The sequence below is a fragment of the Bartonella jaculi genome (assembly GCF_039543045.1).
GTDB classification, from domain to species: domain Bacteria; phylum Pseudomonadota; class Alphaproteobacteria; order Rhizobiales; family Rhizobiaceae; genus Bartonella; species Bartonella jaculi.
This window is the reverse complement of sequence record NZ_BAABIZ010000003.1, coordinates 86,431-101,641: the sequence shown is the minus strand read 5'-3', so window position 1 is coordinate 101,641 and position 15,211 is coordinate 86,431. Positions and strand designations below refer to the sequence as shown.

The following is a 15,211-nucleotide window of genomic DNA, read 5'->3' as shown; positions in this document are numbered from 1 at the left end:
TTTTATTTATAAAGCAGTTGCTTGAATTTGCCAAGAAAAGATTCAAAGCTCTCCTTTCGTAGAGCTTTGAAGTTAAAATAAATTATGATTCAATTAAGCATTGCTTTTTTAAGGTTTTCATCAATTTTATCAAGAAATCCTGTTGTAGAAAGCCATTTTTGTTTAGGACCAATCAGGAGTGCAAGATCCTTGGTCATAAAACCTTCTTCAACAGTTTTAATACAAACTTCTTCCAATGTTGTGGCAAAGTTTTTTAATTTTTCATTGTTATCCAGTTTGGCACGATGCGCTAATCCACGTGTCCATGCAAAAATAGAGGCAATGGAATTTGTTGATGTTTCTTCACCTTTTTGATGCTGACGATAATGGCGTGTTACTGTACCATGTGCAGCTTCTGCTTCAACAATTTTACCATCGGGAGTCATAAGAACAGAAGTCATGAGACCAAGTGAACCAAAACCTTGCGCAACGATATCTGATTGAACATCACCATCATAGTTTTTACAGGCCCATACGTAGCCACCTGACCATTTAAGTGCAGAAGCGACCATATCATCAATGAGGCGATGTTCATAATATAATTTACGATTTTCAAATTCAGCTTTAAATTCTGCATCAAATATTTCTTGGAAGATGTCTTTAAAACGACCATCATAAGTTTTCAGTATGGTGTTTTTCGTTGAAAGATAGACTGGAACATTCCGCTGTAGTCCATAATTAAAAGATGCTCGTGCAAAGTCACGAATTGATTCATCAAGGTTATACATAGCCATAGCGACCCCTGCACTTGGGGCATCAAAAACATCATGTTCGATAATTTGATTGTTATCGCCAACAAATTTAATAGTTAACTTTCCTTTGCCGGGAAATTTGAAATCAGTTGCCTTATATTGATCGCCAAAAGCATGGCGTCCGATAATAATTGGTTTTGTCCAGTTAGGAACGAGGCGGGGGACGTTTTTGCAGATAATAGGTTCGCGAAAAATGACACCCCCTAAAATATTGCGGATCGTGCCATTGGGTGATTTCCACATTTCTTTTAGGTTAAATTCTTTAACACGTGCTTCGTCAGGCGTGATGGTCGCACATTTTATGCCAACCCCATATTTTCTGATAGCATTGGCAGAATCGATAGTTACTTGATCATCAGTTGCATCTCTATTTTCGACGGAAAGATCATAATATTTGAGATCAATGTCGAGATAGGGGTGGATCAGTTTGTCTTTGATATATTTCCAAATGATACGAGTCATTTCGTCCCCATCGATTTCAACAACGGGATTTTCCACTTTTATCTTTATCATTAGAAGTCCTTTTTCGTTTAATTGATACTTTTTTATAGCACTTTCGGACTATAATGAAAATTAAAAACAGGGGTGATAGAGAGGGCAGTTAAATATACTATTGTTAGAATATATAATAAATAAGCTATAAAATTTTATTGAGGAATTTCATTTCTGAAAAGACAAAATATGCTTGTTAGCGCAATAATCATTGAATAACAGGCTATAGATAAAGAGGATGCTTCTCTTTTAAGACAAGAAGCGGATCTTCTCGCAAAAGTTCCACTATAAAGCTTTCTGATCCGTTGAGTCGTACAATCAATGGTATGTTTGTGAGAAGCTTGCAGAGTTATTTCATAATAGGATTTAGCAGAATTCAAAGAATCAATAGAGAAAATTGGCAAAAAAGCATGCGTTTTGTAAAGGCATGTTGGAAAATTCTATTCCTAAACTTTTATTTTGGTATCCCGAACCGTAAAAAAGATATATAAAATCAATAACTTACGCAAGATAAAAAGTAACATGGTACGCCCAAGGGGAATCGAACCCCTGTTTCCGCCGTGAAAGGGCGGCGTCCTAACCGCTAGACGATGGGCGCAAACCAATGATGAGGCTTATAGAGAGGATCTTTTTACTTCGCAAGCCCTCTGCGTAATTTTTTTGAAAAAAACGTGTTTTATTGAATTATTTTTTGAGTATGTTTATGCCACTTCTATCCGGATTATTTCATTTTCTAGAGTTGTGCGTGAAAAAATATGGGGAATAATTATAATGGTTGATAGAAAGTTTTGATGTTAGCACCATATAATCGAATGATATTTTCTGTACCTACTGTTTTTAGGAAGAGCTAAAATGATAAAATCAGCATTTTAAGGTGTTGGGTGTTTTTGTGTTATTTTATTTGTTTTTGTAGGATCTATGCTCGGTGCTTTACTCTCTTAAAGACCTTCTATGAAAGAGAATAATTATCTAGGATTTTGATGAAATCATAAGCTGTTACAGAGCAGTTTATTGGAATAGAAAGACAAATACGCATTGATAAGCTAAAAAATGATGCTAACTATATGAAAAAAGCCTCTACAGTAGAAACCAGAGCCTCTTCTTTTCATGTGTAACATGAGTTGTAGCTTCATTTCATTTAATAAAATGGAAGAGAATGCGTGTTGTAAAAATCAAAAAAATTGAACTAGATCCAAAGCAGCAGAGATGGAACTTAACAATCATTTTTCTTCATGTTCATTTCTATGTGGCTGAATAAGAGAACTTTGGAAAAATAAAGTTCACTGCGTATTCTTCTGTATATCTAAAACAATCTTGTTTGAAAGTTGTTATGCATGTGGAAAGTTGACTTAGGTATGCGTGATTGCATTTCATCAATATTTCTAGGTGCTACCGATAAGTTTATATGAAATATTTTGGGCAGAAAATGTTAGCATTATCCTATATTGCAGAATACTTCAGGATTGTGTTGTATACAAGTCTTGTGATTTCTGACTTGATGTAAAGTTCCATTTAGATGTAATATAAAATTCAGTTTTTATATTAAATAAAATATGTTTATAATATAGTTTAAGTTGTATAACGGTAGAGAGAGATGTGGACTTATCTTATTATTCAGGTTGTTTTATTCTGCCTTTTAATTTATCATATGAGAGAATGTTGTTTATTCAACACTTGTTAAATTGGATAAGGTATTTTTATATGTTCTTCACTAAGTATTTAATATACTTTATCCTGTTTTGTTTTTTTGTAATTTTTTACTTCTATATTTCGATTTATTGAGCTTAGTCTTTATAAAAAGTATTTTTATTTTTGTTAAAAAAATAAAGTTATCTTTTTATATAATTTTTTAATGATAATCTGTATCTGTAGATTTTGAAAGTTCCTATTGAGAGTTAAGTCTATATGTAAAAATTTTTCAATGTTACAATAACAGAGAGATTTTTCTATTGGAGACGGATGGTTTATATTTTTTATGCGTATAAAATCCTGTGAAGATTATAGGGCTTTTATATTTTCATATAAATTATCGTTACTAATACTTTTTAATAGTGTTTCTTTAATATTTCTCCCGTTTGGAAGAGGTATAAAAGAGATGCACCGTTAATGATTGGCAATTTTCAGCATCTAAATCAACTTTTTGTAGAGGCTTTTAATCTTTAAAAATATGAATATTTGCGTTCTTTCGGAATTTTGACTAGATAAGTTGGGGGATATTAGGGAAAAATTGGGTTGAATAGAGAGGGGGACTTCTTTAGATTATTATTGGTTGTAAACATTATTTGTGTTGTTTTACACGTCATGTAAAGGTTTTTCAGTAAAGATAGATAAGCAGTTAGATAATGGCAGAAGCTTTAAGAATTGGTATTGCGGGTCTTGGTACGGTTGGTACTTCAGTTATTCGAATTCTGCGTGAAAAAGCCAATAGTTTGGCTTGCCAATGTGGACGATCAATTAAAATTGTTGCTGTCAGTGCGCGTGATAAAGACCGTAATCGTGGAATTGATCTAAGTGATGTAAAATGGTTCGATTCACCTGTGGAGATGGCTGCTTCTGATGAGATCGACGTTTTTGTTGAGTTGATTGGTGGCGAATTGGATGTCGTGTATGCAGCTGTTAAAAAGGCGCTTGAGGTGGGACATCATGTTGTTACTGCCAATAAAGCGCTTCTCGCTCGACATGGGGTAACACTTGCTGTAACTGCAGAAAAAAAAGGCGTTTTTCTTAATTTTGAAGCTGCTATTGCGGGAGGAATTCCTGTCATCAAAGCGATGAGGGAATCACTTTGCGGTAATCATATATCGCGGATTTATGGTATTCTCAATGGAACCTGTAACTATATATTGACACGCATGTTTGCTGAAGGTCTTTCATTTGAAGATTGTTTGGCAGATGCACAGAGACTTGGTTATGCTGAAGCTGATCCAGCTTTTGATATTGGAGGAAATGATACCGCTCATAAGTTGGCTTTATTGACAAGTTTGGCGTTTGGAACAAAAATCTCGTTAGATGATGTTTATGTTGAAGGAATTAGCAATATTTCGCAGATTGATATCCGTGCAGCTGATGAATTGGGATATCGGATTAAGCTTTTAGGGGTTGCATTAAAAACTGATTCCGGAATCGAGCAACGTGTTCATCCAACAATGGTACCAACATCATCGATGATTGCACAGATTCATGGCGTGACGAATGCTCTTTCTATTCAAAGTGATTTATTAGGTGAACTATTGTTTTCTGGTCCTGGTGCTGGAGGAACAGCAACGGCATCAGCGGTTATCGGTGATTTGGCTGATATAGCGAAAGCTAGCCCTGGTTTTCAGTATGCACCCGTTTTAGGACGTCCAGCATTGGAGCTTGCTCCGCATAAAAAAGCACGTATTTCTCATCATGCTGGTGGTTATTTTATTCGTTTAAGCGTTCATGATCGTGCTGGTGTTTTTGCAGCAGTTGCAAGGCACATGGCTGAGAATCATATTTCATTAGAGTCGATTGTTCAAAAGCCTTTTATAGAAGATCAGCTTGTAAAAATAAAAACAATCATTTTAATAACGCATGAAACAACGGAAGTGAATGTACGGCAGGCACTTGCAGCAATTGAAAAAGATGGTTATCTTACAGCAAAATCTCAGTTCATTCGGATTGAACGTACGGCGTAGAGTCGATGATTTGTTGTGTGATTACAAGAGAAGAGCGGTGTTTTTTCTCTTGCGGAAAGCTCTCATCTTTGCGAAAAGCTTTATTCTTTTGGCAATGAATACTAATATTTTTTGCTAGTACTTATTCGGTAGGATTTTTCATATGCCTTCAACTCAGAAAATTTTAAATGGACTTGATCGTATTCTAACGCTTGAATTGGTACGTGTAACGGAACGCGCTGCTGTTGCAGCTGCACGCTGGCGTGGACGTGGTGATGAAAAGGCTGCTGATCAAGCTGCCGTAGATGCAATGCGTCAGGAACTTAATCGTTTACCTATTGATGGTACAGTGGTGATTGGTGAAGGTGAACGTGATGAAGCTCCTATGCTTTATATTGGAGAAAAAGTGGGGCTTCAAAATGGATTGGCAATTGATATTGCACTTGATCCACTTGAGGGAACGACAATTTGTGCTAAGAATCTTGCTAATTCCCTAGCTGTGGTTGCAATTGCTGAAAAGGGCAACCTCCTTTATGCTCCTGACGTTTATATGAAAAAAATTGCTATTGGTCCCGGTTACCCCAATGGAATTGTTGATATAGATGTTTCTCCTGCTGATAACATTCACGCCCTTGCAAAAGCTAAGGGAGTGGCGGTTAATCAAGTTACTGTTTGTATTATGGATCGACCTCGTCATGCAAAACTGATTGATGAAGTGCGTGCAACGGGGGCATCAATTCGTTTAATTGGTGATGGGGATGTCGCTGCTGTTATTGATACAACCGATCCAGATGAAACGGGCATTGATATCTATATGGGTGTGGGAGGAGCACCAGAGGGCGTATTAGCAGCTGCGGCTTTGCGTTGTATTGGTGGGCAAATGCAAGGACGTTTACAGCTTGATACAGAAGAAAAAATCGCACGCGCAGCTAAAATGGGAATCGATAATCCCAATAAAGTTTATACAATGCAAGAAATGGCAAAGGGTGATGTGTTGTTTTCTGCAACAGGCGTAACGGATGGCAATATGCTTTCTGGTGTTAAATTTACGCCTCGATATATTCAAACAGAAACTCTTGTGATGCGCTCATGTACTGGTACAATCCGTCATATTAAAGCACAGCATAGGGACTATTCAAAATTTGATTAATGCCTTTTTTGGCTTTAGCTATTCAAAATAAAAGAGTATCATTTTGAAAAAATACACCTGCTTCCATAAAAACTTTATGGAGATATTTCATGGAAGCATTGATGATGTATTTGAGGCTATCTTTTATTGTTATGAGAGCTGGACAGAATGTACCCAGCCATTTTTATCTTCGATATTGCCTTTTTGAAGGCCAACAAGCTGTGTGCGAAGTTGTTTCGTGACATCACCAATCATTTCATTTCCGATGACAAACTCACCACCTTTGTATTTGAAACGACCGATCGATGTAATAACCGCCGCTGTACCACAAGCAAAGACTTCTTTAAGCTGACCACTTCGTGCGTCTTCTTTAAGCTTTTCAAAAGAATAAGGACGCTCTTCTATCGTTAACCCCATTTGTTGCGCTAACTTTAAGATTGAATCACGGGTTATTCCTGGAAGAATAGTGCCGTTAAGCGCAGGAGTCACAAGTGTATTATTTGCCATAATAAAGCAAACATTCATACCACCGAGTTCTTCAATCCACTTATGTTCAACCATATCAAGAAAGAGCACTTGGCTACAATCATTTTCTGTCGCACTGTTTTGTGCAAGTAAGCTTGCTGCATAGTTACCGCCACATTTTGCAGCGCCTGTGCCACCTGGACCGGCGCGACTATAATCTGTTTCGATCCATACGTTGACAGGTTTTTCTTCTCCTTTGAAATATGATTCAACAGGAGATGCTATGATACAGAAAATATATTCTTCAGAAGGGCGAACTCCCAAAAATTTTTCATTGCCAAACATGAATGGACGTATGTAGAGGCTAGCATTAGGATTTCCAGAAACCCAGTTCTGATCAATTCTTACCAATTGATGAACAGCATACAAAAAGATATCCTTTGGCAATTCCGGCATGGCAAGTCGTTGTGCCGATTCTATAAGACGTTGTGCATTGGCGTCAGGGCGAAATAACAAAATGCGGCCATCTTTTGCGCGATACGCTTTTAAACCCTCAAAAATTTCTTGCGCATAATGCAAAACGGCACTTGCTGGGCTAATCTCTAAAGGTTTGTGTGGAGAGATAAAAGCGTTGTGCCAACCTTTGGCTTTAGTCCATTGGATGGTACACATGTGATCTGTAAAAATTTGACCAAAACCGGGATTTCTAAGAATTTCTTCACGGTTCTCGTCTGAAAGAGGTGAGGGGTGTTTTTCTATTTTAAATGGAATCGATGACGAAGGAGATTTCATAAGTAAAACCTTTGGGGATATGATTTATTTCTAGGTATTCTTTATTATAAAAAAATAATGAGATGCTTTCATTATAAGTCTATTATTATAAAATACTTCGTGTCAATGCTTTATTATAGAATGAGAAGAAAAGACTACTGATAGACTTTTTTCTGTTTTCATGATTCTTCTTCTATTTTATCCAATAATCTGGAACTTTTATACCTGGTTATCGTTTTCCCGAATAAGTGTCTGAATAATTTCGTACATGCATATCTTCTAACTTAAAAATAGGGGAATTGAGAAAAGGAATCCATTATGATTGATAGAAATTACCAAACATACGAGGAACGTATAGCTACAGAAAAAAAAGAGCGTGAACAGCTTAATTCGATTGGTAAAGGTATCTTTGCTATTCTTCTTGGGCTGGTTATTATCTGGTTTGTTTTCGGATTCTTTGGGTCTTTTTTTGAAAAATCTCCTGAACGTATATCTCACTATAATACTACAGAATCGAGTCAAACCATAACAACTCCGAGAAAAGATTTAAATCCGGCACCTCAGGCACCTTATACCTATAAAAACACAACTTCACCTTAATTGAATGAAAAAATCTTCAAAGAAAAAATCTAACCCACCATAAACTAAGAAGTAAAATGATCTAAAAAGTATGAGCCAAGAAAAATCTGATATGATTTTAACTTCTACAGTTAATCAATTGGGAGAAAAATAAATAATGCAACGATTTTAACAATCGCTGCATTATTTTCTTAGCGTGTGATGAAGCAACTACCTCCAGAATTTTTTATGTTCTCACAAAGGGTTAGAGCTTCATTCTGGTTTTGTGTTTGAATGCGAACACGGTAATATGTTCCTTTTCCTGGTATAAGAGCAGACTGAATATTTAAAGGACGAGTGCCAATAAGGGATCCAAATCTAGATTTCATTTTTTTCAAAGAATCCCTAGCTAGCGCATGCGTTGGTTGGGATGCAAGTTGTACGTAATAATTTTGTGTTATTGCTTGAGTTGGTGGATTTGGGTGAGGAGCAATATTTGTTTGTAAATCTGAACTAAACTTCCCATGCGAAGGAATTGGTATAGATAAATTTTTAGCTTTTGTCTTAATAGCAGGGATAGAAGCATTATCTGAGATTATTTTACCAATATCAGTAGTGAGTCTATCTTCTGTTTCTTTGCTATTTGTATCGGAAAACTGTGAAGGGGTAGAGGAGTCATCTTGAAGTTGATCACCAGCAGCGTGATCAATCGTTTCTTCAGGTTCATCGGTAGTTTGTTTATCTGATTGATGTGTTGAACTTAGTACAACTGAGCCATCTGGTTTTACAATGACAGTCTGTACTTCTTGCGTTGGAATGGTGTGATTGATAGCTTCTGTTACTGCGTCTTCAACATCAGAATCATCAGGAGAAGAGGGGGAATTACTTGTGGATTCTTGCTGATCCAATGCCACTAAGTCTTCGGGTGGTTCAGAATTATCAATAAGGAATTGTTGCGTGTTTTCTTGCTTTTCATTTTGTCCAGTTGTTTGTTTATAAATATCTAAATTATGTGCAGCATCATTTTTCGTTTCTGTTGTTTCTTCTTTGAATTTAAAAGGCGTATTGTCAGCGCGGATAATTGGTGTGCTTTCATTTTTTTGTGATGGCATAAAAAAACGAAAATAACCGACCAATCCAATTCCTATCAAAATGAGAAGAATAACACTTCTGGTAAGCATTTTTCCAAAAATCAAACTCTTTAAGGGTGAAGTGGGTGATGCATGCTTGGGGATTTCATCTACGCTTTTATATGATGAATCCTCGGTAAACGGAGAGGAATTGTATCCCATATTGTCAGTGGAGAAGTAGGCGGCATTCTGTTCTTGGGAATTGATATACGCATCTTCTCTTGGATTTTGCATGGTTTGATGAAAAATTTCATTGAAGATTTCATTACTTTGCTGTTGTTGCCGCGAAGAATCCTCTAGTGGAACATTTCCTACATTGAGCACATCAGCAAATTCTTTTTTTAAACCATCAGTAGGTACGTCATATTCTGGAACTTCATACGGGACTTCTGGAACCATAATTGGCCCAGTTTTTTCTACGATTTCCTCTGCAAATTTATAAGTATCAACATTTGGAGGGGGAGTGCCCCTATGGTGCGTAGTGTTATGCGCAAAAAAGCTACCCGTTTGTGTCGCATTAAGGATTTCCGATGAGGAGTGCATATCATTTAAATTGTTTTGGCTATACGGGATCTCTTGTTGACTGTTTTGTTCAGAAATATTTTCAGCATCATTTATGTATTGGTATTTGGTTTGAGTTTCACCATATTCTGGAGTTTTTGCAGCATAAACTTCTTTTTCTGAGAATTCCTCTGCGTAAAATTGAGGATAATCGGTCGTATGGTCTTCTTGTAGAAAACTTTTTAAATCAGAGGGGTTATCGATTTGTGTTGAATCCAAATGTGAAGAGAAGTCACTTTTTGATTCATTTTTTGCAGTACTCACTCTCTCTGAAGTAGGGGTAGCAGATGAAAAACCAGTGTTTGCAACCATGGAAGGATTTGAAACATTGGTATGATGTTCATTGCCCCAATTTTCTTGATGAGCTGAAGCTTTATATGGATGGCTTATGGCAATATCTTTGAGGCTTTGATTGTCATCATAATTTTCTTTTATCTTTGTGTTATTTGATTGTTGCGCAGTTGTTTGTGAAAAACGGTTGGCTTGGTGAGCGGTTTCTGAAGCAACTCTATTATTATTGTGTCTATCAGATTCATCAAAAAAGAAATTTTCTGATTGTGCACTAGAATTACCCTTTTCAAAAAAGGGATTAGCACTAGTGTGGGCTGTTTTATTTTGAGGTGATTGATTCTTTTGAATAGGTAAGGGAGAGAGCGCATCTAAAATTTGTTCTTCGTCGTTATTGATAGGCGAAGAATGTATCTCTTCAGACAAAAAACTATTTTGTTCTGAACGGTTAAAAGCAGCAGTTGGTGCAATACTTGAAGTTCGTTCATTATTGGTTTCCTGTAAGTTCCATTGCTTCTTTTGATCATCAAACGGTAAGTTATTCGTTAAATTATTTTCAAGCTCCGCTTCTAGAAAGGACAAATCAAAATCATCATCGTGGAAAGAAGTCTTAGGGGGCTGAGACATTGATTGATCAGGCTGCAAAGAAGACGGATTTGCTTGATTTTCGCTTTGTTTGTTTGGATTAAAAATTCGCGTAAGTCTTTCTAAGGGATCATGATGTTCGTGATCCTGTTTCATTTCGTGCGGATTTTTGCGATCGTTATCGCTCATAGCTTTTCTCACATGATGATCTGCATCTGCGTGCAATAAATGGTTAATTTTGATTTGTTATATCCTTAAATTATAAATCCCCCCTCTGATATAAGGATACACGAAAAACTTTATCAATAAAGTACTCATTTTATGTATTTGGAGAACTTTTTCAACGCATTTCTGTTGCTGCTTCTATTCCTACAATTGCAAGTCCTGATGATAAAGTATTCATGATAGCTTGTATCAACCCTAATCTGGCAAATGATAGTTCCTGATCATCAGGTTGGATAAAGCGTAAATCGGGATTATCACTCCCTTTATTCCAATGTGCGTGAAAGTTAGAAGCAAGGTCGTAGAGATAAAACGCCAATCGATGTGGTTCTTTATGTGTTACCGCCTGTTCAATGACACGTGGATATTCAGAAAGTTTGCGTATTAAGGATATCTCATTGCCGTCTGTTAATCGGTTAAGATGTGGAATCAATGTATGATTTGATATATTTTCAATATGAAGAGTCTCTTGCGCTTGACGAAAGACTGAGTGACAACGTGCACTTGCATATTGTACGTAAAAGATGGGATTATCTTTTGATTGTTCTGTCACTTTTGCAAAATCAAAATCAAGAGGTGCTTCACATTTACGGTATAGCATCATAAAACGCACCGGATCACGGCCAACTTCTTCTACAACATCACGTAGCGTGACAAATGACCCTGCTCTCTTCGACATGCGTACAGGTTGACCGTTACGAAAGAGTTTGACCAATTGACATAAAAAAACGCTTAATTTGGCTTTATCGCCAGAAATTGCTTTTGCCATCGCTTCCAGCCGCTTTACATAACCAGCGTGATCAGCGCCTAGAATGTAGATCATTTCATCAAAGTCACGATTGAATTTATCACGAAAATAAGCAACATCAGCAGCAAAATAAGTGTAAGAACCGTCTGGTTTAACTAAAACGCGATCTTGATCATCTCCAACATCCGTTGAACGGAATAAAGTTTGCTCGCTTGGTTCCCAGTCTTCTGTGTTTTGTCCTTTTGGTGGTGGGAGCTTACCTTTGTAGATATAACCGCTTAAAGTAAGGTCATTAATTGTGCTGCGAATAGCGCGCGCGTTATCAGCATAAAGCATTCGCTCTGAGAAAAAGATATCATGATAAATATTAAGGGCAGCCAAATCTCTGCGAATCATTGACATCATTTCGTGAATTGCACGCTCCTTCACGAGAGATAAAGCTTCTTCTTTATCCATAGTGAGTAGTTGATCACCAAATTCTTGAGCAAGCGTTTGACCCAATGGTATTAAGTATTCACCAGGATATAACCCTTCTGGAATTTCATTAATTTTTTCTCCAAGAGCTTCGCGATAACGCAACAGTACGGAGTGGGCGAGTACTTCGATTTGTTGCCCAGCATCATTGATGTAATATTCTTTTGTAATGTTATAGCCAACAAATTGCAGTAAATTGGAGAGAACATCTCCAACAACAGCACCACGGCAGTGTCCTACATGCATTGGACCCGTCGGATTTGCTGATACATATTCAACATTAATGCGTCTTCCTTGTCCCATTGGAATACGACCATAAGCTCTGCCTTTTTCAAGCATGGATTTTATTGCGTCTTGCCAAAATGATGTTGTAAGTTTGAAGTTAATAAATCCAGGACCGGCAACATCAATACTCTCGATAGAGGGATCGTTTTTGAGAAGTTCTATGATTTTTTCTGCTAGTGCGCGTGGATTAAGCGCTACAGATTTTGCCAGCACCATAGCAGCATTGGTTGATAAATGCCCATGTGAGGGATCGCGAGGGGGATCAACAGTGATTTTTGATAAATCTAAATCTTTCCCATATTTCTCTTTTATATCAGATAGTTCGAGTGATTTTTTAATTTTTTTCTCGAAATTTTTAAAGACATTCATATTCAACTTCCATACTGTATTCGAAATCAGTTAAACGAAATTATTTGCATCGTCAAATAAGCGTTGATATTCACGTAAAGCATAATGATCAGTCATACCTGACAGAAAGTCAGCAATAAGACGTGCTAATTCTTGATCTGTTAAGTGCGCTGTTTTGCTATGCCAGTTTTCAGGCATTACATTGGGATTTTTATAATAATAGTCGAATAATTTTTGTACAATATATTTCGCTTTATTACGGCGACTGAGAACTTGATCATGATAATAAAGATTCTTAAATAAGAACCCCTTCAACTCTTTTTCATGAACGGCCATTGTTGGCGAAAAGGTAACAATGCTCTGTCCTGCATGGTGAACATCTTCTATGCTCGTTGGTTTGATGTGTGTCAAGTTTTCTTGTGATTGTTTAATAACATCTTCAACCATGGTCGTTATCTGTCTACGCACAAGTTCATAGCCACGCCGAGTTGGATCGAGTTGAGGATGCTTTTCTTTTATATCTTTTAATAGTGAAGCAGTCAGTGCAACTTGTTTGAATTGATCAATTGTTAAAAAATGCGAACGTAAACCATCATCAATATCATGCGCATTATAAGCAATATCATCAGCAATAGCGGCACATTGCGCTTCTAGCCCAGCAAAACAATCGAGCTCAAGATTCTGCTTTGTATTGTATTGTAGAATATCGATAGGAACATCTTTATTATTAGCATAAGAACCTAAAAGGGGGCCGTTATGCTTCACAAGTCCTTCGAGTGTTTCCCAAGTAAGATTAAGTCCATCAAAATTTGCATAGCGCTGCTCCAGTTTTGTAACAATGCGTAGCGCTTGTGCATTATGATCAAAACCGCCATAATGTGCCATGGCTTCATTAAGTGCATCTTCTCCTGCGTGGCCAAAAGGTGTGTGCCCAAAGTCGTGAACAAGGGCAATGGCTTCGGCAAGATCTTCATCAAGATGCAGCGCACGGGCTAATGTCCGTGCAATTTGAGAAACCTCTATCGTATGCGTCAGACGCGTACGATAATGATCACTTTCATCAGCAATAAACACTTGAGTTTTATGTTTAAGACGTCGAAATGCATTAGAATGAATAATACGATCTCTATCTCGTTGAAAAGGAGAGCGGAAAGTGCTCATAGTTTCATGAAATAATCTGCCACGGCTTTTCTGTGGGTCAGCGCTATATGCTGCTCGAGATTGGTAATTGTAATTGATATTGCTTATATCCATTGCAAGCTGTCTATTCTCATCGTAAATTTAGATTGGTTCATTGTTAATAAATTTCTATTTATTTGGGATACTCTTTCTTGACAGCTTAATGCAAGGATATATGAAAAATGAGTGTGAATATTTCAGATGTTGCTGTAAAGCAAATTGCACAGATACTTTTGAATAAACCCGATAAAATAGGTTTACGCATTTCTGTTGAAGGCGGTGGATGCTCTGGTTTTTCTTACAAATATGATTTGGTTTCTGAAAGCAAAGAAGATGATTTTATACTCAAAAAAGATGGGGCAATTGTGTTAATTGATTCAGTATCTCTTCCCTTTATGGAGGGGGCTGAAATTGATTTTATTGACGATCTTATGGGGCAATCTTTCCAGATTCGTAATCCAAATGCCGTCTCATCGTGCGGTTGTGGTGTGAGTTTTTCAATTTAGGGTGGTAACTTTGTAATATTGCTTCTTGAAAAGATTATTACTTTAGTCAACAATGCAAAAATGGGCATTTTTAAAAAAATATTGTATCGATCTTTATGGTTATGCGTGACGCTTATCCTTCTGATTTATGGCGGATATGCCTTTTCTGAGGAAGGAGAGGGGAGAGATTATCAACAAAAACAACCAACAAGTTTTATTTTAAAATCTCAAGATCCTGAAAAAGAAAATTTGATTTCTCAGACTCAGCTCATATTGCATGCTCAACTAACAAAAAGTAGTGAAGAGATTACGAAAGGACTTGTATGGCGGGTTTATGCACCCATACTAGGGACCGATAATAAATTACCATTGATTGCCACTTTTGAGGGAGGGAGTGCGCGTTTTGATTTAAAACCAGGGAGCTATCTTGTTCATGTTTCATTTGGTCATGCAAGTGCGGTGCAGCGTATAAACTTAGAAAATGGACAGCGTCTTATCAAAAATTTTAATCTTGATGCTGGCGGTGTTATTTTTAATGCTACACTGCTTAATGGTACAATCAACGAGAAGGAACTCCGTTTTACTATCTATGAGGATGCAAAAGAAAACGATGAAACGGGTGTGATTTTATCAAATGTTAAACCTCGGTCAATTGTACGTTTGAAAGCTGGCAACTATCATGTTGCTTCCCAATATGGTTCCATTAATGCGATTGTTCGTTCGGATATTCAAGTGGATGCAGGTAAAATTACTGAAGTAAGCCTTGAACATCAAGCGGCTCAAATTGTCTTAAAGTTGGTACGTCAGGAAGGGGGGGAAGCGTTGGCAGATACGAGTTGGTCTATTACCAATGATTCTGGTGATATCATTTATGAAACAGTTGGCGCTTATGTTTCACTGGTATTAGGTGAGGGGGATTATATTGCAATTGCTAAAAATAAAGATCAGATTTACCAAAAGCTCTTTTCCGTCGTTTCTGGTCATGATGAAGATGTAAGTGTGATAGCAGATGTAAAAAATATACAGAGAGTCGATGATTCTATGGATTAGCTGTCATTTATG

Annotated in this window: 10 protein-coding genes and 1 tRNA gene; 5 read left to right on the top strand and 6 right to left on the bottom strand. The window is 37.0% G+C overall.

What is annotated here, in order from left to right; all coding sequences use genetic code 11:
- Positions 1–89: 89 nt before the first annotated feature.
- Both ABD915_RS02395 and ABD915_RS02390 read right to left on the bottom strand, forming a co-directional pair.
- Positions 90–1,304 (bottom strand): NADP-dependent isocitrate dehydrogenase, encoded by a 1,215-nt coding sequence (locus ABD915_RS02395; protein WP_345114652.1) that lies wholly within the window; start codon positions 1,302–1,304, stop codon positions 90–92.
- Positions 1,305–1,806: 502 nt separating this feature from the next.
- Positions 1,807–1,881: transfer RNA gene (locus ABD915_RS02390), tRNA-Glu, on the bottom strand.
- Between the two features lie 1,744 nt (positions 1,882–3,625).
- Here ABD915_RS02390 and ABD915_RS02385 point away from each other — a divergent pair.
- Together ABD915_RS02385 and glpX are read left to right on the top strand one after the other, a co-directional pair.
- Positions 3,626–4,942 (top strand): homoserine dehydrogenase, encoded by a 1,317-nt coding sequence (locus ABD915_RS02385; protein WP_345114649.1) that lies wholly within the window; start codon positions 3,626–3,628, stop codon positions 4,940–4,942.
- A 142-nt stretch (positions 4,943–5,084) separates the two neighbouring features.
- On the top strand, positions 5,085–6,071 hold the full coding sequence (gene glpX, locus ABD915_RS02380) for a class II fructose-bisphosphatase (RefSeq protein ID WP_345114646.1): 987 nt from the start codon (positions 5,085–5,087) through the stop codon (positions 6,069–6,071).
- A 129-nt stretch (positions 6,072–6,200) separates the two neighbouring features.
- Here the strand turns inward: glpX and ABD915_RS02375 are convergent, their stop codons facing one another.
- Complete coding sequence (locus ABD915_RS02375) at positions 6,201–7,307, bottom strand: branched-chain amino acid aminotransferase (protein ID WP_345114644.1); 1,107 nt, start codon at positions 7,305–7,307, stop codon at positions 6,201–6,203.
- A gap of 297 nt (positions 7,308–7,604) precedes the next feature.
- Here ABD915_RS02375 and ABD915_RS02370 point away from each other — a divergent pair, with 297 nt between their 5' ends.
- Positions 7,605–7,886 carry a hypothetical protein gene (locus ABD915_RS02370; RefSeq protein WP_345114642.1) on the top strand — a complete coding sequence of 94 codons (282 nt, stop codon included), beginning with the start codon at positions 7,605–7,607 and terminating at the stop codon, positions 7,884–7,886.
- A gap of 170 nt (positions 7,887–8,056) precedes the next feature.
- Here the strand turns inward: ABD915_RS02370 and ABD915_RS02365 are convergent, their stop codons facing one another.
- From ABD915_RS02365 to ABD915_RS02355, 3 genes are all read right to left on the bottom strand, one after another.
- Complete coding sequence (locus tag ABD915_RS02365) at positions 8,057–10,597, bottom strand: SPOR domain-containing protein (RefSeq protein ID WP_345114640.1); 2,541 nt, start codon at positions 10,595–10,597, stop codon at positions 8,057–8,059.
- Positions 10,598–10,748: 151 nt separating this feature from the next.
- A complete protein-coding gene (gene argS / locus ABD915_RS02360) occupies positions 10,749–12,506 on the bottom strand; it encodes an arginine--tRNA ligase (protein ID WP_345114637.1) in 1,758 nt (585 codons plus the stop codon).
- A gap of 30 nt (positions 12,507–12,536) precedes the next feature.
- Positions 12,537–13,739 (bottom strand): deoxyguanosinetriphosphate triphosphohydrolase, encoded by a 1,203-nt coding sequence (locus ABD915_RS02355; protein WP_345114634.1) that lies wholly within the window; start codon positions 13,737–13,739, stop codon positions 12,537–12,539.
- Between the two features lie 107 nt (positions 13,740–13,846).
- Here ABD915_RS02355 and ABD915_RS02350 point away from each other — a divergent pair, with 107 nt between their 5' ends.
- Positions 13,847–14,170, top strand: a complete 324-nt coding sequence (locus ABD915_RS02350) for a HesB/IscA family protein (RefSeq protein WP_345114632.1) — start codon at positions 13,847–13,849, stop codon at positions 14,168–14,170.
- A gap of 60 nt (positions 14,171–14,230) precedes the next feature.
- Complete coding sequence (locus tag ABD915_RS02345) at positions 14,231–15,199, top strand: carboxypeptidase regulatory-like domain-containing protein (RefSeq protein ID WP_345114629.1); 969 nt, start codon at positions 14,231–14,233, stop codon at positions 15,197–15,199.
- Positions 15,200–15,211 lie beyond the last annotated feature (12 nt).

Coding starts and splice junctions, on each gene's coding strand:
- argS (WP_345114637.1), bottom strand. CDS start 12,506: ATGAATGTCTTTAAAAATTTCGAGAAAAAAATTAAAAAATCACTCGAA.
- ABD915_RS02375 (WP_345114644.1), bottom strand. CDS start 7,307: ATGAAATCTCCTTCGTCATCGATTCCATTTAAAATAGAAAAACACCCC.
- ABD915_RS02345 (WP_345114629.1), top strand. CDS start 14,231: ATGGGCATTTTTAAAAAAATATTGTATCGATCTTTATGGTTATGCGTG.
- ABD915_RS02350 (WP_345114632.1), top strand. CDS start 13,847: ATGAGTGTGAATATTTCAGATGTTGCTGTAAAGCAAATTGCACAGATA.
- ABD915_RS02365 (WP_345114640.1), bottom strand. CDS start 10,597: ATGAGCGATAACGATCGCAAAAATCCGCACGAAATGAAACAGGATCAC.
- ABD915_RS02370 (WP_345114642.1), top strand. CDS start 7,605: ATGATTGATAGAAATTACCAAACATACGAGGAACGTATAGCTACAGAA.
- glpX (WP_345114646.1), top strand. CDS start 5,085: ATGCCTTCAACTCAGAAAATTTTAAATGGACTTGATCGTATTCTAACG.
- ABD915_RS02385 (WP_345114649.1), top strand. CDS start 3,626: ATGGCAGAAGCTTTAAGAATTGGTATTGCGGGTCTTGGTACGGTTGGT.
- ABD915_RS02355 (WP_345114634.1), bottom strand. CDS start 13,739: ATGGATATAAGCAATATCAATTACAATTACCAATCTCGAGCAGCATAT.
- ABD915_RS02395 (WP_345114652.1), bottom strand. CDS start 1,304: ATGATAAAGATAAAAGTGGAAAATCCCGTTGTTGAAATCGATGGGGAC.